A 19,636-nucleotide genomic window follows, 5' to 3' on the forward strand; every position below is an offset into this window, starting at 1 on the left:
GGTGCGGAAAGGAGATCAGCCGCGGTACAGCGGCGTGATCGCGTCGAGATGTCGGAGGAAACGGGCGTAGGCCGTGGCGTAGGCTTCGGCGCGTGCGGGGTCCGGGCGTGCCGAACGCAGCGGGTCAAGCGCAACGTGGCGGTCGGCGACGTCGGCGATGGAGGCGGCATCGCCACGGTCGTGGCCCAACGCCCACAGGGCCTGCAATGCCGCACCGAATGCCGCGCCTTCGGACTGGGCCGGCACCTCCACCGGCAGGCCGAACACATCGGCCACCAGTTGCCGCCACTGCGCGCTGTTGCTGCCGCCGCCGGTCAGCACGATGCGTTCGAACTGCATGCCCGCGCCGACGAATGCGTCGTAGCCATACTTCAGGACGTAGGTGGCCCCTTCCATGGCCGCGCGGTAGATGTGCGCTGGCGTCATGTTCGTCGTGTCCAGGCCCGCCAGCACCCCCTTGCCCTGCGGCAGGTCCGGCGTGCGTTCGCCGTTGAGGAACGGCAGCATCACCAGGCCGTCGGCACCGGGCGGCGTGGCCTGCAGGTGCCGGTCGCCCTCGCGGCTGCTGAAGCCGAAGGCGTCGGCGACCTGTCCGGTCACCACGGTGCAGTTCATCGTGCAGATCAGCGGCAGCCAGCCGCCGGTCGACGAGCAGAACGCGGCCCATGCTCCGCCCGGGTCGACCACGGGCGTGTCCGAGAAGGCAAACAGGGTGCCGGACGTACCCAGGCTCATCACCAGGCGACCGGGTACGACGCAGCCGGTACCCACAGCCGCCATCATGTTGTCGCCACCGCCGACGGCCACCTTCACCGATGCGGGAAGGCCCAACGCCGCCGCTGCGGCGGGGGTGATGCCGAACATCTCTTCGGGCGCGGCGATGCGCGGCAGGCAGTCGGCGAGATCGCGCTGCGGATCGGTCGCGTGCAGCAGCTCGGCCGACCAGGTTCGGGTGCGCACATCCAGCCAGCCGGTGCCCGACGCATCGCCGTATTCGCAGAAGCGCTCGCCGGTCAACACGAAATTGAGGTAGTCGTGCGGCAGCAGGATGGTGGCAAGCCGCGCGTAGGTGTCGGGCCGGTGCGTTTTCGTCCACGGCAGCTTGGAGGCTGTGTAACCGGCAAGCACCGGGTTGCCGGCCAACGCGATGGTGCGCGCCGTGCCGCCTGCGGCGTCCATGATCTGCACGCATTCGGCCGAGGTGCTGGTGTCGCACCACAGCTTGGCCGGTGCCAGCACCTTCCCGGCCGCATCGACCGGCACGAACCCATGCTGCTGTCCTGAGACTGCCAGCGCGGCAATCCGGGAGCGCACCGCCGGATCGATCTCAGCAAAGCAGGCGTGCAGTGCCGTCACCCAATCGGCCGGCCGCTGTTCCCGGCTGCCGTCTGCAGCACTGGTCAGCTGCAATGGCGCGCTGGCGCTGGCCACGAGACTGCGCCCTTCAGGATCGTAGACAACCACCTTCAGGCTTTGCGTACCAGCGTCGATTCCCGCAACCAATTCCATTCACTGCACCCCGTAGTGGTTTGAAGGTAGCGCTACCAATTCGATGCAACAGCGCGCACTGCGGCTACGCCACGGCCCTGCCCCTTTGCCATGCGTCCGGCGCCGCCCTGCAGTAGTGCTCGATGAACGCTGCCTGCGTCGGCATCTTCGCCACCGTTTCCTGCACCGGCTGCCGGATGCGATGCAACAGGGTGCGCAGGTCCGCATCGCCGATGGCCCGCGCAAGCGGGTGCGGTGGTCCGGGCTGGATGCCCTGGCCCATCAGGACGCTGGTCCAGGAGTCGACCCGGAACAGCTCGCCAGGGTCCTGCCAGGCATGGGCCCGCTCGCGCCACGCGCGCAGGCGGACCTGCAGCGATTCAGGCAGCGCCATCTCGCGGCAGGCCTTCCACATCGGCTCGTCGCGCTGGTTGGCGTGGTAATGCAGGATGATGAAATCGCGCACGTGCTCCATCTCCTGGCGGCTCACGTCGTTGTACAACGCCACCAGCGAAGGGGTGATGCCGTCGGACGGGAACAGCTGGATCAGGCGCACCACGGCGCTGATGGTCAGGTGGATGCTGGTCGATTCCAGCGGCTCGATGAAGCCACTGGCCAGCCCGAGCGCCACCACGTTCCTGTTCCAGGCCTGCAACCGGCGCCCGCTGCGGAACGGCACCAGCCACGGATCGCGCAGGGGCTGCCCGTCGACATCACGCAGCAGTTTGGCCTGCGCCTCGTCATCGGACATGTGGCGGCTGGAGAAGACCAGTCCGCAGCCGACCCGGTGCTGCAGCGCGATGTGCCAGCGCCACCCGGCCTCGTGCGCGATGGCACGGGTGTAGGGCACCGGCGGCGCGGCCGAGTCGGTCTGCACGGCAACGGCGCGATCACTGGGCAACCATTCGTTCCAGTCTTCATAGCCGGTATGCAGGGTCTGCTCGGTCAACAGGCCACGGAAGCCCGTGCAGTCGATGAACAGATCGCCTTCGATGACCTGCCCGTCGTCCAGCACCAGCGACGCAACCGAGCCGTCATGGGGATGCTGGCGGACTTCGCGGATCTTGCCTTCCACCCGCCGCAGGCCGTTTGCTTCGGCCTTGCCGCGCAGGAACCTGGCATAGAGCCCGGCGTCGAAATGGTAGGCGTAGTTGACCTGCGGTTGGGTCTGCAGCGAGAACCTGTCGGCCAGGGACGCGGCGCTTTCCAGGCAGAAGTCGCCCAGCTCGGAGGGCATGCCGCGACGCAGGCTGTCCAGCCAGAAGTGATGGAACGGCGTGGCCCAGGTGCCCTGCCCGATCGTGCCGAAAGGATGGATGAAGCGTTCACCGGGGCGACGCCAGTTCTCGAACGAGATCGACAGCTTGAACGTGCCGGCGACCGCACGCAGGAACTCCTGTTCATCGATCTGCAGGAAGCGGTGGAACGTGCGGATGGGCGGCACGGTGGATTCGCCCACACCCACGGTACCGATCTGCTCGGACTCCACCAGGGTGATGTCCAGCTGTTGGCGGAACTGGTGCGCCAGTGCGCAGCCGGCCAGCCAGCCGGCGGTGCCGCCACCGGCGATCACCACTCTCCGGATCGGCCCTTGTGTAGTGTCCGCAGCGTTCAATGCGATGCTCCCCATCAGCGGTTGAGTCGACCCAGCAGCTGCGCGCGCATGCGCCGCGCCTGCGTCTCGTCGAACGGTGCCAGCTCACCCCGGGCCGCTTCGGGCAGGTGTTGCCCTGCCTGCTCGCCGGGACCAAACACGTAGTACTGGAAGATCTTTGCCCAAGCCTGCTTCTCGCGCGCCGGTAGATCGCGCAGGGCCCACATCGCATGCTGCAGCGCCGGCAGGGGTGAGCCGAGATGGGCAGGCGCACTGCGCCACCAGTAGTTCACCAGCACGTTGAACGGTTCCAGGCTGCGCACGTGGTGCCACCACAGGCCTGGGATGAAGATGGCATCCCCCGGTTCAAGCGTGGCGGTCTGCGCGCTTGCCAATGCATCACGGAAGCGCGGATGGCGGTCGAAGTCCGGCTGGTCGACATCCACCACGCTGACCACCTGCCCACCCGGGGTGGGCTCCATCGGCCCCGGGTAGAGGTTGTCGATCTGCTCCGGCGGAAACAGGGTGAAGCGGCGCCGGCCCACCGCGCAGCACGCCAGGTTGTCCGGAATGTCGTAATGGCAGGAAGCCGTCACCCGGTTGCCGACCCAGATGCTGGCCGAAGCATCGATGCCCTGCCCCGCCAGTCCGGCGTCGTTGTGCTGGGCGAACCCGGGCAGCGCACGCGCGATCAGCAGCGAAGCGACGTAATAGGTGGGCGGGCTCGGCGAATCGAGATGGTCGGCGATTGCGTCCAGCACCTCCGTCAGCAGGCCACGCCGGACCTCGAAGTTCAAGCGGGTGAAGTCCGCGTTGTAGAACGGACGCCCTTCGATCTCGGGGCCGCCGAAGGAATAGGGAACAGGCACGCCTGCTTCGAACCCGCGCAGGTAGGCCATGGCCTCCTGCGGGGAACGCGACCCGGCCTGCACCAGTCCCCAGTCGCGCGCGATGCCGCGCAGCACCACCGGCTCGCCGGCAGCCACCAGTGCCTGCAGCGGCAGCGCCGTGGGATCCAGCCCTTCCAGTGTGCGCATGGCGACGCCGTCCAGCACCGGTCAGTTCCTGCCGGCCGCGACAGCGGTATCCGCTGCGCGCAGGCGTCGCTGCTTCTCGGCGATCAACCGGCGCATGTTGTGCAGCGATGCCAGCATCAGATAGGCACCCTCCAGGTAGCCGGCGCGGTTGAGTTCGGCCAGCGCCGCACCCTCCAGCAGCGCGAGGCGGTCACGATCGACCGCATGCAGGCCGTTGACGCCGATCCGATGCTCAGCGTCGATCCGCACGTCCAGCGTGATCGGTTGGATCAACCCTTTCGCATCGAGCGTGGCGAACATGTCCGCGGCAAAGGCATGGCCGTCGTGGATGCCGCGCAGCACCCCGGCGATATGGTCCAGATAGGGCGAGTTACCCCCCTGTGGCAGGAACACCGGCTCGCCGTGCATCGCGGTCACGCGCGGATGATCCAGATCCACGTGCAGCACCGCTTCCCGGGTAAGCGCACCATCGATGTGGCCTTCCTGGAAGCCGATCAGGAATGGCCCTTTCGCCGCGGCACCGGGCAGGTAGGAGGCGTTCCAGCGACCGTCCTGCAGGAACAGGTTCTCGTGCTGTTCGAACCCAAGCAGGGCCACCGCCTGCCAGCCGCCCGCGGCGGGGTCCTTGCGCAGGAAGATGGGATATTCCCGCTGCAGTTCGGCGAACTCGCTCGGATAGGCCGGCACCATGCCCACCGCGTCGCCGAACTCGGCGCCGAAGCCGGTGGCCACACGCAGGTCCCGATGAGCGATGTTGTTGAGCATTTCGTAACGCGACATGGTGTTGTCCAATCCGCCAGCAGCCTTGAACGGGTGCCGCTGCCGTGGCAGCGGCACCCCACGGTTCAGAACCTGTAACGCACACCCAGCATGTAACGCGGGCTCTGGTCAGCCAGCTTCACGATCATCTGCGAGGTGCGCGAACGCCAGCGCACGTCCTCACCGGTCAGGTTGATCGCCTCCAGGCCGAACGACCAGTGGTCATCCAGGGTGTAGTTCACGCTGAGATCCCACTGTTCGTACGCCTCCACGTAGTACGGATTGCGGCTGGCGCCCTGGTTGGCCAGGATCAGGTACTGGTCACGCCAGTTCCACGCCAGCCGTACCGACCAACCGTATTTTTCGTACATCAGCATCGCATTGGCCGTGTCGCTCAGTCCCGTGAGCGAGAACTGGTCGATGCCCGGGTCACCGCCGTTGTCGTAGCCGACATCGCCATTGACGATGGTGTAGTTGGCCAGGACGCCGAACCCGGTGTCGCCGAAGAAGTACTGCCCGCCGATCTCCCAGCCATTCAGTTTGGCCTTGTTCTGGTTGATGGGGCGGTTCACGTTGAACTGGTATAGCGGGTCAGCGGCGGTACCGTACAGATCATAGGCCGCTTCGGTCGCCAGCACCTGTGCGTCGGTGCCATTGTAGGCACCCAGCCCGGCCGGATTGTTGCGCAGCAGGGCCAGCGCGGTGAACAGGGAGGTGTCGTTGGCCGAGCACGCCGCTGCATTGGCTGCACCGACCTGGGTGAGGCAGGCACCACTTGTGAGGAACGCCAGGGCCGCCTGCGCATCCGGGCCGGAGGTGGGGTCTCTCAGGCCGTACAGGTTCTCCTGGACGATGGTGTTGCCGATGAAATTGTTGACCGACTTGTTCCAGTACGTCAGCGACACGTAGCTGGCATCAGCGAAGTACCACTCCAGCGCAAGGTCCAGGTTGTCCGATTCCAGCGGCTTCAGCTGCGGGTTCTGGGCGGTGCCGCTGGCCCGCGACGACGGATCGATCAGCACCGAGCCGAACGGCTGCTGCGCACCCGGGCCGGCATAGAGATTGCCGATCGGCGCGCGTGCGATGCTCTTGCCGAACGAGACGCGCCCCTTCAGGTCGTCCATCAGGTCGATGCTGAAGTCGAGGTTGGGCAGGATGTAGCTGTAGCTGTTCTTCTCGGTAAACGGCTGTTGCTCGTTGGACAACACCACGCGGAAGTCGTTGTTGGACTGCCACTCGATGGCTTCAGGAATGGCGATGACCGAGGTCGACACCACATCGGTGGTCTCATAGCGCACGCCCAGACGGGTACTGGTGCGTCGGCCACCCAGCTCACCATCCAGCTCGACCTGGAAGTAGGCCGACTTCGTCTTCTCTTCCACCAGGTTGTCGGCGGCGCGCTGCGGGCTCACGCCGAGGTTGGCCCCATAATTGTCCGCCGCCCACTGCGCAAGGCGACCTGCATCGCCGCGCCAGGCCGTGAAGCTGTTGGCATTGAAGTCGTTGAACAGCCCGACGATGTTGACCGGCTGCAGCAGGTCCATCAGGCCGTTGGCAACATCCCCGTCAACATTGGCCACGCCCCAATCGCCCAGGGTGTTGTAGTTCTCTGCTGCCTGGATGCGGTGGGTGGTCTGCTTGCTCGAGTCCACACCAAACTGGAAGCGCCCCTTGTCGAAGCTCCACTCGCCGTCGACACGGCCCTGCTTGATCTCGCTGATCTGGGTCTGCGAGTTGATGCGCAACACCTGCGAACCAATCTCGCCCGGCGCGAAGCCCGGATTGACCACGCCATTGGTGTTGGCGATGGCATCGGCCGTGCTCGGGAACCAGACCTGGGTGCCGATCGGCAGGCCATTGTTGAAGACCATTTCCTGCACCCATGAGCCGCCGCAATGCGGCCCGGTGGTGCAGTTGTTGGTGCCGGCGATGCTGCTGAAGATGGAGCCGCCACCGGTGAGCGGATCGTTCGGGCGGCTTTCGTTCTTCGAGTTGTGCGCATCGAAGCTGAGCTTGAAGCGGTCGGTCACATTCCAGACCGCGTTCAGGCCGAGCGAACCCAGCTTGTACTTCTGCATGCTGCGCTGCTGCTCAAGGCCGAAATCCTTGGTGCCGGCGATTTCACGGATGTAGATCGGCGTGGCAACCGCACCGCTGGTATCGAATTCGACGTCGGTGTAGTTGCTGTTCTGCAGCCACATGCCCTGCTCGCCACGATTCTCAGTGATCTCGTTGGTCGAATAGGTGTAATCCAGGGTCAAGGTCACCGCATCGGTCGGCGCGAACTGCAGCACGGCCTGGCCGTTGATGCGCTCACGCTCGAATTCGGAGAAGGCATAGCGCAGGTCGTTCGGCCGCGCATACAGCGCACCGATGGCCGGTGCATTGACCACCGTCGGGTTGCCCGGCATCGTGCCGGTCCACGGCTGCACGTTCCAGTAGTTGTCGGTGGCCTGCACCGAACCGCCCTTGCGCTTCTGGTAGCTGGCGCTCACGCCAACACCGAGAGTCTTGTCCGGGTTGGTGTAACTGAAGATGCCGGACAGTTCCGGCGTCAGATCGTCGCCGAACGGCTGGCTGCGGTCGGAGACGGCCTTCGCCCCGGCACTGGCGACGATGCCCTCGTGGTCGAACGGCCGCGAGGTCAGGATGTTGATGGTGGCACCGATGCCACCGCTGGGGACATTGGCCTGGCTGGTCTTGTAGACCTCGATGCCATTGATGGCTTCAGCGGCCAGCTGGGCGAAGTTGAAGGCACGGGTGCCGCCGTCGACGCCACCGATGGCGACCTGCCCCGACGCACCGAACGCATCGGCGCCCGGCATCTGGCGGCCGTTGAGCGTCACCATGTTGAACTGAGGGCCGAAACCACGTGCCGTTACCTGTGCACCCTCACCATCACGGCGTTCGATCGAGATGCCGGTGATGCGCTGCAGGGATTCGGCCAGGTTGGTATCGGGGAACTTGCCGATGTCCTCCGCACTGATCGCATCCACCACGCCGGCCGAATCACGCTTGATGTCCATGGCTTGGCTGAGGCTGTTGCGGATGCCGGTGACCTGCACGGTGTCCAGCTGTGTCGGGCTGGGCGGGTTCTGCTGCCCGGCGACGGGTGCCGGCGTTGACGCCTCCTGTGCGAATGCGGGATTGATGACCAGGACGCCACCGACAAAGGTGAACATGGCCCGGGATGTGAACTTCGCCAGCCTCCGGCTCATGGACGAGCCCTCCGGCCAGGGGTACGACGGCAAGCAACTGCGCTCATGACTCTCCCCTCTGACATACGATCGAATGGATGCACCGCCCCTCCTGGGGGCACGTACGGGCGACGCCCGTCTTCCACACCGAACTTCGCAGTGCGCTTTGCACCCACTGCGACTCAAACTCGCTTTCAGACTTGCCGGAACAGCCGCGCGGTAAAGGGGGGGGGCATCCGCTGACCTTACACCGGCTCAGTGGTAGCGCTACCATCGCGTCACGGCGCAGACTACTCATCCGCAATCGCGCTTGTCATCATGCAGCGCAGCAAAGGAATCCAGCCTTGAAAAACGGCCATAAAGCGGTCCGTCGAAAAGCAAGCGCCGTCACCATCGATGACGTCGCTGCCCATGCAGGTGTTTCCGCCATGACGGTGTCACGCGTCATCAACGGCCATGCCGGGGTACGCGAAGGCAACCGCGAACGCGTCCTGCGCAGCGTGCTGGCGCTGGACTACCGGCCCAACCCTGCTGCCTCCGCCCTGGCTGCGGCGCAGCACACCTGCATCGCCCTGATCTACACCAACCCCAGCTCCAGCTACCTGCGCGAACTGCTGGTCGGCGCGCTGCGCGGTTCCACCCGGTCGGCGGCGCAGCTGGTCATCGCTGCATGGGATGAGCTGGGCACCCCGGCGCGTCGCGAGGCGGCACGGCAACTCGCGACCACCGTGGCCGGCGTGATTCTTCCGCCGCCGCTGTGTGAATCGAAGGACATCGTCGAGGTATTCGTCAACGCGGGCGTTCCCGTCGTCTCCATCGCCTCCAGCCGCTTCAGCGACAGGATCTCCTGCGTGCGCATCGACGACCGCCAGGCCAGCCATGACATGGTGTCGCACCTCATCGCCCACGGGCATACCCGCATCGGCTATATCAAGGGCGACCCGAACCAGACTGCCAGCGCACACCGCTGGCAGGGCTACCAGGATGCACTGGCCAACGCCGGCATCGGCTACGACGACGCGCTCGTGCAACCCGGCTGCTTCACCTACCGTTCCGGCCTGGAGGCAGCCGAGCGGCTGCTGGCCCAGGGCCCGCCACCCAGTGCGATCTTCGCCAGCAACGATGACATGGCATCGGCGGTTGTTTCAGTGGCCCACCGCCGCGGCCTGCAGGTGCCGGGGGATCTTTCGGTGGTTGGCTTCGACGACACCTCCGCCGCGACCATGGTGTGGCCGGAACTGACCACCATCCATCAGCCTGTCGCAGAGATGGCGGACAACGCGATAGACATCCTGCTGCGGGAAATGCGCCGCCCCGCGTCTTCAAGGCGCGCCACAGTCAACCACGTGCTTGCGCACCAGTTGATCACGCGGGCCTCGGTATCGACACCGCAGCGGTCCTCTGCACGCCGGGCATCCCGGATCGCAACGCGGCAAGCCCCGGACATCGATGGACAAGGCGGCTGAAGCACCCGCCGGGTCCCGGCCGGCCTACAGCCGACGCATCATCAGCTGGGCCGAGCCTGGGCACAGTTCACTGAACTGCGTCGACGCAGCGATGAATCCCGGTGCTGCATCGCGCGCGACACGCTCATAGCCAAGCTGCTCGAAGAACGGTGCTGCCGTGGTCGTGAGAAGGAACACGGTCCTGCCACCCGCCGCCTTGGCATGCCGCTCCAGCTCCACCACCAGTTGCCGCCCCAGGCCCCTGCCCTGCGACATCGGCTGGATCGCCAACGAGCGCAGGAGCACGACGCCGCGGCTCGACTCATAGCCCACGCAACCGAGCAGCTCTCCGTTCAACGACGCTGCCAGAAAGGTGATCGGCCTGCCTGCGCGCAGATCCTCCGTAGGCAGGCCGCTGGCCTCCAGCAGGGCCAGCACGTCGGCAGACAGCGCTGTCTCCATCACTCGCATGCGGCAGCTCTCGCTTTGTTCCGGTCAGGCGACCTGCAGCGGCGGCAGGGGCTCATCGCCCACTCTGCGCGGCGTGGGCGCGGTCGCCGCTGGACGCCGCCTGCTGGCAGGGAAGCGCAGCCTCCAACGCTTCAATGACCAGAGATGCGGCATCCTGATGCAGTCGTTCGGCGGGTAGCTGCCGGATGTGCGAAGACACACGGTCGACCAGTTCATGGGGAAGAATATGTCCCTGGCCACACCACTGCCCTCGGCCTGTATCCGCAACGCCCTGGATGTAGGCGCCCGCGCGGACGCTCGACAGGTTCCGGCACTGATCGCCGCTGCAGAATCCGTCTTCACCCCTGCCCTGCAGGAGCTTGGCCAACTCTGCTCCGCTCACGAACCAGGTGCGCGTGACCGGCGCTGTCTGCGCCAGCGCAGATCCGGCCAGCATGCAGAAGCAGAGAACGAGGGCGCCGGGCAAGCAGCGTGCTCTCCTGCTGACTGGATCCCTGCGGGTGCCTGTGCTTGTCATCTAGTTCTCCTGGGCCGCATGGCCGCGCTCCTGGATACGGTCGAACTGATTGCGTGGAGTGAACTGCGGGTCGTCCGCTCCGTCCAGCATGAGCTCGACCATTGCATCGAAGGTCGCAGCGGTCTCACCGGACTGCGCCGGCGTCATGAAGCCGGAATCGCCCTTGCCGGCGAGCTGGACCGCAGCAACCGTCTCCCGCTCACCGTCCTCGGCCCATAGGTAGTCGTGCACCAGTGCCACGCCGTGCTCGCCAGGCTCAAGAAAATCGGCGGCGCCCCGCGCCATCGCCAGAAACACGACCAGATCATAGAGGTTCTCGGAATACGTCAGCGATCCTGCCACGAAGTACGCGCCAGCCTGATCGTAGGCCGCAACCTTGATGTTCTCCGCCTGCGCCGATTCCAGGAGGGCGGCCAACGCTGCGCGATTGTCCGCGTGCCGGGCCAGCATTGCAGTGCAATCGGAGAGGAATTCACCGAGCTCCACATCACTGGACGCAGCCAGATCGACGCCGCCGGGCAGGCGCCACCGGCCGGCGATGGATCGCCAGTCATTCCACCTCGATGCTGCAGGCACCGGGGCCGCCAACCAGCGTGCAAGACGCTCGCGCGGCAGCTGCAGCCTGAGCAGGGCCGAATAGGGTTCGGACATGGCTCGCGCCCATTCTCTGATCTTCGACAGCTTGGCTTGTACCAAACAACGTCAGCCAAGCCAACTGCGGCAACCGGGCACGTGCTGTTAACGCTCCCGCATTATGCTGACCGCCTCATTGGACTTCCGCGAGGTGCACCCCTTGACCAAGCTGCATACCCTGATGATCGCCGGCTGCCTGTGTGCCTTCAGCCCCTTGGCCCTGGCTGAAACCGTGAACCTGACCAACAGCGCCGACGGTGCCAACCGCGAGGCCGGCATTGCCGCAGTCAAGAAAAGACTCCACGACGCGTGTACCGATCGCAGGGGCTCGCCCGACGCAGCGTCGTTCGAAGTGGTCTTTGAGAAGACCAGCGACAACCCGAACGTACCCAAGCCGTATTACGTGGACGGCAAGATGAAGTGCGAGTTGCCGGGGTGAGAGCGCGATGCCACCGGCGGTCGTGCCGCCATTACCCCCGCGGCGGCTGCGTGCCGCCCGGGGGCCCGTGCCGGAATCCCTAGCGACGCAAGGCGTCGATGATCACGCCGGTGGCGATCTCCACCAGCAGGTATTCCGTATCCGACTGCCGCACCCAACGCTGACCGCGACCGGGGTCGCGCAGACGGTAATGCGCGTAGTCGTCCACCCAGTAGCGGCGGTCAACCTCGGCCCAGGGCAAGCGGTCACCGCGGCGCCATGCCTTTTTCTGCCAGCCCGGCGGGGGTGCGTCGCGGTTGTGGGGGCCGCCTGCATGGGGCGGCGGTCCGTTGCCCCGTGCATGGTGCGGCGGATCGGCCCAAGCGGGGGCGGCCACCAGGGAGACTGCCGCACCCAGGGCAATGCCAAGCAAACGTCCGGTTTTCATGGGGATACTCCCGGTCCAGCCGCGGTATGCGGCGTCGTGGCTCGGAATATAGAGCAGCGCCTGTGAACGAATCCATGCGCCCGGCCGGTAACGGTTCAGCGTGCCCCCGCCTCGTTCCCTGGTCCGAAAAGGCGCCTGCAATCAGCTACATCGGGACTGTGTATCCTCGGCCCGTGACCGGATCGCCGCCCCCGCCCGAAGCCGATGCCGCTGACGCGATGAAAGGCCGCGGCAATGCTATGGAGGTGTTCTCGGTCTTCCTCAAACTGGGGCTGACATCCTTTGGCGGGCCTATCGCCCATCTCGGCTATTTCCACCGTGAATTCGTGCAGCGCCGTCGCTGGCTCGATGATGCCGGCTTCGCCCAACTGCTGATGGTCTGCCAGTTCCTGCCGGGACCGGCCAGCAGCCAGATGGGCCTCGCCATCGGCCTGTTCCGGGGCGGCTGGCGGGGCGCGTTGGCGGCATTCGCCGCATTCACCCTGCCCTCTGCGCTGCTGATGCTTGGTTTTGCCGCCGCGGTCTCTCGATTGCATCATGGGGTCTACCCGGCGGTCGTCCACGGTCTGAAACTGGTGGCCGTGGCGGTGGTTGCCCACGGTCTGGTAGGCATGGCGCGGCAACTGCTTCCCGATGTGCGGCACGCGTTGATTGCCTGCCTCGCCCTGGCCGTAGCGGTAGTGGCAGGCAATGCATGGGGATCGTTGATCGCCGTCGGACTGGGCGGCCTGCTGGGCATGGGGCTGTGCACGCACGCAAGGGCGCCTGCTGCTGCGGTGTTTCCGGTCCGGTACGGCGCACGTGGTGCCGCCATCAGCCTGGCGCTTTTTGTCGCCGGTTTGGCGGCTTCCCTGGTGCTGCCCTTCTCTACCGTGCCGACGGCACCACGCATTGCAAGCGCGTTCTATCAGGCAGGGGCCTTGGTCTTTGGTGGAGGCCATGTCGTACTGCCGCTGCTGCAGCATGCGGTGGTTGACAGCGGCTGGGTAGGACCAGACACGTTCCTTGCCGGCTACGGTGCCGCGCAGGCGATGCCCGGCCCGATGTTCTCGCTCGCGGCGTTTCTTGGTGCAGAGGCGTCATCGGGTCTGCCAGCGGTGGTAGGCGCAGGGATTGCGTTGCTGGCCATCTTCCTGCCGGGATTCCTGTTGCTGCTGTCGGTACTGCCGATATGGAACCAGTTGGTGTGCCGACCGTGGGCGGCCAGAGCAGTGGCCGGGGCCGGTGCGGCCGTGGTCGGCCTGCTGGCCGCCGCGTTCCATGATCCAGTGTGGACGGAAGGCGTGCGCGCGCCGATCGATCTTGCGATCGCCGCGGTGGGCTTTGCTCTGCTGGCGGTTGCGCGGATCTCGGCGGCGTGGGTGGTGCTGTGGTGCGTCGCTGCTGCGCTGGCCGTACAGCGGCTCATGTAGCACTCTGTGCCTGAGCTTGGCGGGGTCGTGCGGCACCTCCCCGCACTTGGCAAACCACAGGTGATCGTCCAAAGTCCGCTGCTCATGCACGGATGCACGTAGCCCATGACACGACTGCTCATCATTGAAGACAACCCCGAGCTGGTTGCCAACCTTTACGCGTTCTTCGAGCCACTGGGCTACGTACTTGACGATGCACGGGATGGTGCCAGCGGCCTGCGCAGGGCAACGCAGCATGATTACGATGCCATCCTGCTGGACCTGATGCTGCCCCGCCTTGATGGCATGGCACTGTGCCAGACACTCCGCGAGAAGTTCCAGAACCCGGTGCCGATCCTGATGCTGACCGCCCGTGATCCGGTGGAAGACCGCGTGCAGGGGCTCGCGCTGGGTGCGGATGATTACCTGGTCAAACCCTTTTCCCTGAAGGAGCTGGACGCGCGCATCAAGGCGCTGGTCCGCCGTGCCCAGGGCCGGCAGGTGCAGAGCGTGCTGGCCTGGGCGGACCTGCGGGTCGACACCCGTTCGCCACAGGCATGGCGCCAGGGCCAGGCCCTCAACCTGACACCGACCACGCACAAGCTGCTGATGTGCCTGATGCGTGCCGCGCCGGCGGTGGTGCGCAAGCAGGAGATGGAGTACCTGATATGGGGCGACGAGCCGCCGGAGAGCGGCGCGCTACGTACGCATATCCATGAACTGCGCCTTCAGGTGGACAGGCCGTTCGACCCTGCACTCATTGCGACCGTGCACAGCGTCGGCTGGCGCCTGGGCACGCCGGCGCCAGCACACGCGGAATAGTCGCCACCCATGAATGCCCGCTCGCTGAAGTCCCTCTATCGAAGCTTGACCCTGAGAACGCGCATCACCGTTGCCTTCGTGCTGCTGATGGCCGGTGCCATGGGCTTCATCGTACTGGTCGAACTGGTGGACTATGACGAAGTAAGGGCCTCCGTGGTTTCGATGAGTCAGGACCGGGAGGTCCGCAGGCTGCAGGTGGCCTTGGCCCAAGGCGTGCAACCGGACCTGCCGGAAGGCAGCCAGCTGTTTGATCCGCATACGGTTCCGCAGGTGCTGCGCCGGTACGGGCTGGGTTACCACGGTGAAGCCGCACCGAACGAATGGCACCTTCGGGTCTTCGAAAGCAACGGGCAGCGCTACTACCTGCTGCAGCACGGTGATCACTACGCCTACCTCGAGCACCTGATCAACGCCTTTGCTGCGCTGGTGATCCTGACCTGCGTGTTCTGTGCGTTCTGGATTGGTCGCCGGACGTCGGCCCACGTCATCGCGCCCATTACGCGCCTGGCTGATGCCGTGCAGAACAAGCACAAGCCCTTTCCCTTCCAGGACGCGCGCGACGAGATCGGCGTTCTGGCGCGCGCCTTTGCCCAGCACAGCGACGAACTTGAGCAGTTCCTGCAGCGTGAACAATGCTTCGCCGGCGACGCCAGCCATGAACTGCGCACACCACTGGCGATCATCGGTGGCGCCGCCGAAACGCTGCAGCACCAGCTGCCGGCCGACAGCCGGCTGCTGGCCAGTGCCGAGCGCATTGTGCGGACCACGCAGGAAATGCAGCGCCAGCTCACCTGCCTGCTGCTGCTTTCCCGCGACCCCAGGACAGTGCCACGCAGCAACCTGCTGCTGCGCCCGGTGATCGAGGAATGCATGGCGCGATGCGTGCCGTGGCTGGCAGGAAAGCCGGTGCGCCTGACCCTTGACGCTGCGCAGGACGAGCAGCTGCTGACCAATGACGTGCTGGCACAGAGCGTGATCTGGAACCTGCTGCGCAATGCGTGCCAGTACACGGAGGAAGGCGAGGTACGGGTGGAACTGCGTGGCACCACGCTGCGGGTTGCCGATACCGGCCCGGGGCTGCCGTCCAGCATCGACGCGCAGCAGTTCCAGCGCTTCGTGACCAGCGCCCGGCAGAGCGGCGAAGGTCTGGGCCTGTCCATCGTGCAGCGCGTGGTCGAGCATCTTGGCTGGCAGATGACGGTCGAGACCTCGGTGCGAGGCTGCTGCTTCACCCTGCAGATGCGCCCAGCCGCAGCCGATACCTGACAGCTTCCTGACATTGCTCCTTCCACCCTTGCCGGATCTCTTCATGAGGGCAGGTACGAAATGCAGCCAGGGCAACCCAAGGGCAACGGCAAGTACGCGCACGGCAAGACCGGGCTGCGCCGCATCCTGCATACCATGATCCATTCCCGCGACGGTTTCGTCGCGACATTCAAGGGTGAGGCCGCGTTCCGGCAGCTGCTGTTGCTGCATGCCGCGCTGGCAACCGTCGCGCTCCTGCTGGAGGTCAGCCGCAGCGAGCGCGCCCTGATGCTGATGGTCTGCTTCATCAGCCTGCTGGTGGAGCTGCTCAACTCGGCCATCGAAGCGGTGGTCGATCGCATCTCTCTGGAACACCATCCGCTTTCCAAGAACGCCAAGGACATGGGCAGTGCCGCACAGAGCACGGCCCTGCTGATGGTGGCTACGGTGTGGGCCGTGGTCCTGATGGGATGAGCAAGGAACCTGACAACTTCCTGATGAACGCGTCCAGATACTGCGCGCACTTCTGGCTCAGCGGATTCTGCACGTGCGTTCATGCTTCAGGTCTGTCCCGCAACATCCGATCATGCTTGTCTGGTGCACGGCATTGTTCTTCACCACGCTGGGAAACATCGCTCTCTGGAAGACGCTCTGGTCTCTCATCGATATCCATGATCTGCGCAGCGCTTTGTTCTTCTGCAGCCTTCCGGTGCTTCTGCTGTGCCTGTTCAATCTGCTGTTCACGCCCATCGGCATGCTCCCCTATGCGCGCAAACCAGTGCTGGCGTTGCTGGTTGCCGTCAGCGCTGCGTGCACCTACTTCATGCTGCATTACAACGTACTGATCGACCGCGACATGGTGCAGAACGCGCTGGAGACCAACCAGGCTGAGATGACCTCCTACCTGTCGCTGCCGTTGCTGTTGACGGTGCTGTTGCTGGGCGCGCTGCCCACATGCGTTCTGCTGATCATGCGCAGTGGAAACAGCGGACGCCCTTTGCGGGCGGCACTGGTGTGGTTGGGGAACGTGCTGGCGACGCTGATGGTGCTGGCTGCGGTAAGCCTGGCGTTCTACAAGGAGTACTCGTCGCTGCTCCGCAACAACCGCTACATCCGCGAGCAGGTGCTGCCGCTGAACGTCCTGCGTCACACCTATGGCTACCTCCGGAGCAGCTACAGCGCCAAGGCACAGCCGCTGCGCACGATCGGCGAAGACGCCGCGCGCACGCCCGGCGAGCGCCCGCGCCTGGTCATCCTGGTGGCCGGCGAGACGGCACGTGCAAAGAACTTCCAGCTCAACGGCTATCCGCGCCCGACCAACCCGCAGCTGTCACGCAAGGACGGCGTCATCAGCTTCCGGGACGTTGCATCCTGCGGCACATCAACGGCGGTGTCACTGCCGTGCATGTTCTCGCAGATGCCGCGGTCGCAGTACGAGGGCGTCGCTGCGGCATCGGAAGAGAACGTACTGGACATCCTGCAGCGCACCGGCGCCAGCGTGCTCTGGCGCGACAACAACAACGGTGGCTGCAAGGGCGTGTGCAACCGCATTCCCACCGACGACATGCCGCCGCTGAAGGTGCCTGGGTTGTGCGTGAACAAGGACGGCACCTGCCATGACGAGATCCTGCTGCACCAGCTGGACACGCGCATCGCGGCCATGCAGGGTGATGGTCTGATCGTGCTGCACCAGCTGGGCAGCCATGGCCCCACCTACTTTGAACGCTATCCCGCCGACTCCAAGGCATTCAGCCCTACCTGCGACAGCAACCAGATACAGAAGTGCAGCAACGAAGCGCTGACCAACACCTACGACAATACGCTGGTCTATACCGACCGGCTGCTGGGCAAGGCCATCGACCTGCTGCAGACCTATTCGGAGCAGCGTGACGTTGCACTGATCTATGTCTCCGATCACGGCGAGTCGCTTGGCGAGCACGGTCTGTATCTGCACGGAACGCCCTACTTCATTGCGCCACGCGAGCAGACCCGGGTGCCGATGGTGATGTGGTTCTCCCCGGGCTTTGCAACCCATGCCCGCCTTGATCTGGCCTGCCTGAGCCATGCTGCAGGCACCGGCTCCTACAGCCACGACAATCTCTTCCACTCCCTGCTGGGACTGTTCGCCATCAGCAGCGGTATCTACCAGCCGGGACTGGATGTGTTCGCGGGCTGCCGCATTCCCTAGCGTGCTGGCCGGTCACAGCGTCTCTGCCAGCCGCAGTACATCCATGGGAAACGCGGCGTAGTCGTCGAGCGGGGCGCTGTGGCTATCCCGCCGTTGAATCTGCCTTACCGCCACCACGCCCTTGTCGGGAACAATGACCAGGTGCTGGCCGAGATAGCCGTTGGCGGCGTAGGCCGCTACCGGCCCTCGGTCGATGTCGAAGATATCGCCGAGCTTCAGTCCACGCCCGGTGATTTCCGCAGCGTAGCGCTGTGGCCAGCTCGGTCCCAGCCGTTCGGCCAGAAAGCTGATCAGCGCTGACTTGCTGTCAAATACCTGGCCGTCGGCGGCCAGCAGCGCGTCCAGCATCACGGCATCCATGCTGCGAGCGCTCAGAAGCGTGGCTGCACCGGCCTTCAATCGGTAGTGCTCCCATGCGGGGATGCGCCACCACAACAGGCCGACGTCGGGGGAACGCGCGCTTTCGGCGGTCATCAACGCTACCGAGCGTTCGCTCAGCAACCGCTTGCCGTCCGGGGTGACGCCGCCGTCCAGCATCAATCGTCCGATCGCTGCAAGATCAACCGCCGACAACGACAACCCGGCCATGCCCATGGGCGTCCCGGCCTGGTCCTTCATCCATGCATGGCCGGTGATGCCAAGCGGCTTGAACAACCGTTCGTCCAGATAGACATCCAGTGGCTTGCCGGCAAGCCGCTGCACGATGTCTGGCAGAAGATTGGTCGCCTTGTTGTTGTAGGCGAAGGTGGTGCCTGGATCGCTGGAAATTTCGGCCGCCAGCGCCAGCTTCACCAGATCCGGCGCGCCCTCCAGTTCCACCCCCGCGTTGGCCACGTTCTGCAGGCCGGAGGTGTGGTCCATCAACATCCGGATCGTGATGTCCCGCTTCCTGCCCTGGCGCCATTCCGGGTACACCGTGCTGACCGGTTCGTCGATGGATGCGAGCTTGCCGTCATCGAGCAGCAGCCCGATGGCCAGGGCGACGACGGACTTGGTCGCCGACATCAGGTGGATGCGGTCTTCCCCGGCTGCCGGCGCGATCTGCAGCAGCACCCCGCGCCCGCTTTCAATGTAGACCGCGTCGGAATGCGCGTTGCGGGCATTCCGCTCTATCGCTGCCAAGGCATCAGGCGTGTTGGCTGCGGCCACAAACGGGTGTAATACCAGGAAGACTATGCAGGCAAGCAGACATGCTCTCATGGCGGGCTCCTTCAATGGACACAGAGACAATGACTACATTTGTAGTCAATCTGCAGTGCATGAAGTCATGCTTGCTGGACCGGAATCGGGCGTGCGCTGAATGCCTGGTCGGGCCATGGCGAAAGCCGGATGGCCTTGAGGCATCGACTCAATGTTCCCGGGGAGTCTTTCAGGCCTCCGGCAGCGTCATCCCATAGGCGCGCATGAAGAGCGCCACGGTTGCTTCACTCCCGGACACGGGCATCGCCCCATGAGGCAGGCCATGTTCTGTGAGGATGAGCCTGAGGAACTTCTCACTATCACCCGGGTGGCTCGAGCGGACCGGGGCGCTCGCCATCGCTCGTGTCGCAAGGTCCAGATACGGTTCCAGTTTCGTGTTCCAGTGTTCCATGTAGACATCACGCGCATGATCAGAACGCGACAGCGTCCGGCAGAAGGCTTGGCATGCCGGGTCCGCTGCCAACCGTTCGATGCCGTCACTGATGCGCATCAGCACATCACCAAGATCCATTGCTCCGTGCGCGTCGAGCCGGGCATCCGGTATCGATGCCAGATGGCCGTCCATGACCGCCCTGTAGAGCCGCGCCTTGTCACGATAGTGCGCATAGATCGTGACCTTGGTAACGCCACAGACCTCGGCAATGCGCTTCATCGTCGCGTTCTCGAACCCTTCTTCAGCAAACACAGTGCCGGCGGCATCCAGCATCCAGCGCCGGCTCAACGCCCGTGCACCTTCCCAGCGCAGGGCGGTTTTGCTTGGGGAGCCGCTGGAGGCAGCCACGC

18 protein-coding genes are annotated in these 19,636 nt (G+C 65.2%); 7 read left to right on the forward strand and 11 right to left on the reverse strand.

The window, feature by feature from the left end; all coding sequences use genetic code 11:
- Positions 1 to 15: 15 nt before the first annotated feature.
- The 5 genes from xylB to LMF57_RS10160 all read right to left on the reverse strand — a co-directional run bounded on the left by xylB (position 16) and on the right by LMF57_RS10160 (position 8,096).
- Complete coding sequence (gene xylB / locus LMF57_RS10140; RefSeq protein ID WP_229291339.1) at positions 16 to 1,509, reverse strand: xylulokinase; 1,494 nt, start codon at positions 1,507 to 1,509, stop codon at positions 16 to 18.
- A gap of 64 nt (positions 1,510 to 1,573) precedes the next feature.
- Positions 1,574 to 3,103 (reverse strand): tryptophan halogenase family protein, encoded by a 1,530-nt coding sequence (locus LMF57_RS10145; RefSeq protein ID WP_229291340.1) that lies wholly within the window; start codon positions 3,101 to 3,103, stop codon positions 1,574 to 1,576.
- Positions 3,104 to 3,117: 14 nt separating this feature from the next.
- The gene (locus tag LMF57_RS10150; RefSeq protein ID WP_117310415.1) at positions 3,118 to 4,137 is read right to left on the reverse strand and encodes a cupin-like domain-containing protein; all 1,020 of its coding nucleotides are present in this window, start codon (positions 4,135 to 4,137) and stop codon (positions 3,118 to 3,120) included.
- 3 nt (positions 4,138 to 4,140) lie between these two features.
- Entirely contained in the window at positions 4,141 to 4,899 is a 759-nt protein-coding gene (locus LMF57_RS10155) for a SapC family protein (protein WP_117311906.1), read from the reverse strand.
- 65 nt (positions 4,900 to 4,964) lie between these two features.
- The gene (locus tag LMF57_RS10160) at positions 4,965 to 8,096 is read right to left on the reverse strand and encodes a TonB-dependent receptor (RefSeq protein WP_229291341.1); all 3,132 of its coding nucleotides are present in this window, start codon (positions 8,094 to 8,096) and stop codon (positions 4,965 to 4,967) included.
- A 407-nt stretch (positions 8,097 to 8,503) separates the two neighbouring features.
- Here LMF57_RS10160 and LMF57_RS10165 point away from each other — a divergent pair, with 407 nt between their 5' ends.
- Positions 8,504 to 9,541: a LacI family DNA-binding transcriptional regulator gene (locus tag LMF57_RS10165; protein WP_324255968.1), complete on the forward strand. Its 1,038-nt coding sequence runs from the start codon at positions 8,504 to 8,506 to the stop codon at positions 9,539 to 9,541.
- Positions 9,542 to 9,565: 24 nt separating this feature from the next.
- On the opposite strand, the gene arsN2 is transcribed toward LMF57_RS10165, so the two are convergent.
- The 3 genes from arsN2 to LMF57_RS10180 form a co-directional block, all read right to left on the reverse strand.
- Positions 9,566 to 9,982 carry an arsenic resistance N-acetyltransferase ArsN2 gene (gene arsN2 / locus LMF57_RS10170; RefSeq protein WP_208082860.1) on the reverse strand — a complete coding sequence of 139 codons (417 nt, stop codon included), beginning with the start codon at positions 9,980 to 9,982 and terminating at the stop codon, positions 9,566 to 9,568.
- Positions 9,983 to 10,043: 61 nt separating this feature from the next.
- Positions 10,044 to 10,457 (reverse strand): Rap1a/Tai family immunity protein, encoded by a 414-nt coding sequence (locus LMF57_RS10175; protein WP_229291342.1) that lies wholly within the window; start codon positions 10,455 to 10,457, stop codon positions 10,044 to 10,046.
- Between the two features lie 51 nt (positions 10,458 to 10,508).
- Positions 10,509 to 11,159: a hypothetical protein gene (locus LMF57_RS10180; RefSeq protein WP_140225095.1), complete on the reverse strand. Its 651-nt coding sequence runs from the start codon at positions 11,157 to 11,159 to the stop codon at positions 10,509 to 10,511.
- 142 nt (positions 11,160 to 11,301) lie between these two features.
- Here LMF57_RS10180 and LMF57_RS10185 point away from each other — a divergent pair, with 142 nt between their 5' ends.
- On the forward strand, positions 11,302 to 11,580 hold the full coding sequence (locus LMF57_RS10185; RefSeq protein WP_208082861.1) for a hypothetical protein: 279 nt from the start codon (positions 11,302 to 11,304) through the stop codon (positions 11,578 to 11,580).
- Positions 11,581 to 11,659: 79 nt separating this feature from the next.
- Here LMF57_RS10185 and LMF57_RS10190 read toward each other — a convergent pair whose 3' ends face one another.
- Positions 11,660 to 12,007, reverse strand: coding sequence for an RcnB family protein (locus LMF57_RS10190; RefSeq protein WP_117310420.1), 348 nt, complete (start codon positions 12,005 to 12,007; stop codon positions 11,660 to 11,662).
- Between the two features lie 173 nt (positions 12,008 to 12,180).
- Between LMF57_RS10190 and chrA the strand changes: the two genes are divergently transcribed.
- The 5 genes from chrA to LMF57_RS10215 all read left to right on the forward strand — a co-directional run bounded on the left by chrA (position 12,181) and on the right by LMF57_RS10215 (position 17,653).
- Positions 12,181 to 13,419 carry a chromate efflux transporter gene (gene chrA, locus LMF57_RS10195; protein ID WP_229291343.1) on the forward strand — a complete coding sequence of 413 codons (1,239 nt, stop codon included), beginning with the start codon at positions 12,181 to 12,183 and terminating at the stop codon, positions 13,417 to 13,419.
- 105 nt (positions 13,420 to 13,524) lie between these two features.
- Positions 13,525 to 14,220 (forward strand): response regulator transcription factor, encoded by a 696-nt coding sequence (locus tag LMF57_RS10200; RefSeq protein ID WP_229291344.1) that lies wholly within the window; start codon positions 13,525 to 13,527, stop codon positions 14,218 to 14,220.
- Positions 14,221 to 14,229: 9 nt separating this feature from the next.
- Positions 14,230 to 15,486, forward strand: a complete 1,257-nt coding sequence (locus LMF57_RS10205; RefSeq protein ID WP_229291345.1) for a HAMP domain-containing sensor histidine kinase — start codon at positions 14,230 to 14,232, stop codon at positions 15,484 to 15,486.
- Between the two features lie 60 nt (positions 15,487 to 15,546).
- On the forward strand, positions 15,547 to 15,939 hold the full coding sequence (locus LMF57_RS10210; protein WP_229291346.1) for a diacylglycerol kinase: 393 nt from the start codon (positions 15,547 to 15,549) through the stop codon (positions 15,937 to 15,939).
- A gap of 112 nt (positions 15,940 to 16,051) precedes the next feature.
- Positions 16,052 to 17,653: a phosphoethanolamine--lipid A transferase gene (locus LMF57_RS10215; protein ID WP_229291347.1), complete on the forward strand. Its 1,602-nt coding sequence runs from the start codon at positions 16,052 to 16,054 to the stop codon at positions 17,651 to 17,653.
- A gap of 12 nt (positions 17,654 to 17,665) precedes the next feature.
- On the opposite strand, the gene LMF57_RS10220 is transcribed toward LMF57_RS10215, so the two are convergent.
- Positions 17,666 to 18,853 carry a serine hydrolase domain-containing protein gene (locus LMF57_RS10220; protein ID WP_229291348.1) on the reverse strand — a complete coding sequence of 396 codons (1,188 nt, stop codon included), beginning with the start codon at positions 18,851 to 18,853 and terminating at the stop codon, positions 17,666 to 17,668.
- Between the two features lie 169 nt (positions 18,854 to 19,022).
- On the reverse strand, positions 19,023 to 19,634 hold the full coding sequence (locus LMF57_RS10225; protein WP_229291349.1) for a TetR/AcrR family transcriptional regulator: 612 nt from the start codon (positions 19,632 to 19,634) through the stop codon (positions 19,023 to 19,025).
- Between the last annotated feature and the right edge of the window lie 2 nt (positions 19,635 to 19,636).

Source organism: Stenotrophomonas sp. SI-NJAU-1, from assembly GCF_020883215.1.
Classification (GTDB): Bacteria; Pseudomonadota; Gammaproteobacteria; order Xanthomonadales; family Xanthomonadaceae; genus Stenotrophomonas; species Stenotrophomonas indicatrix.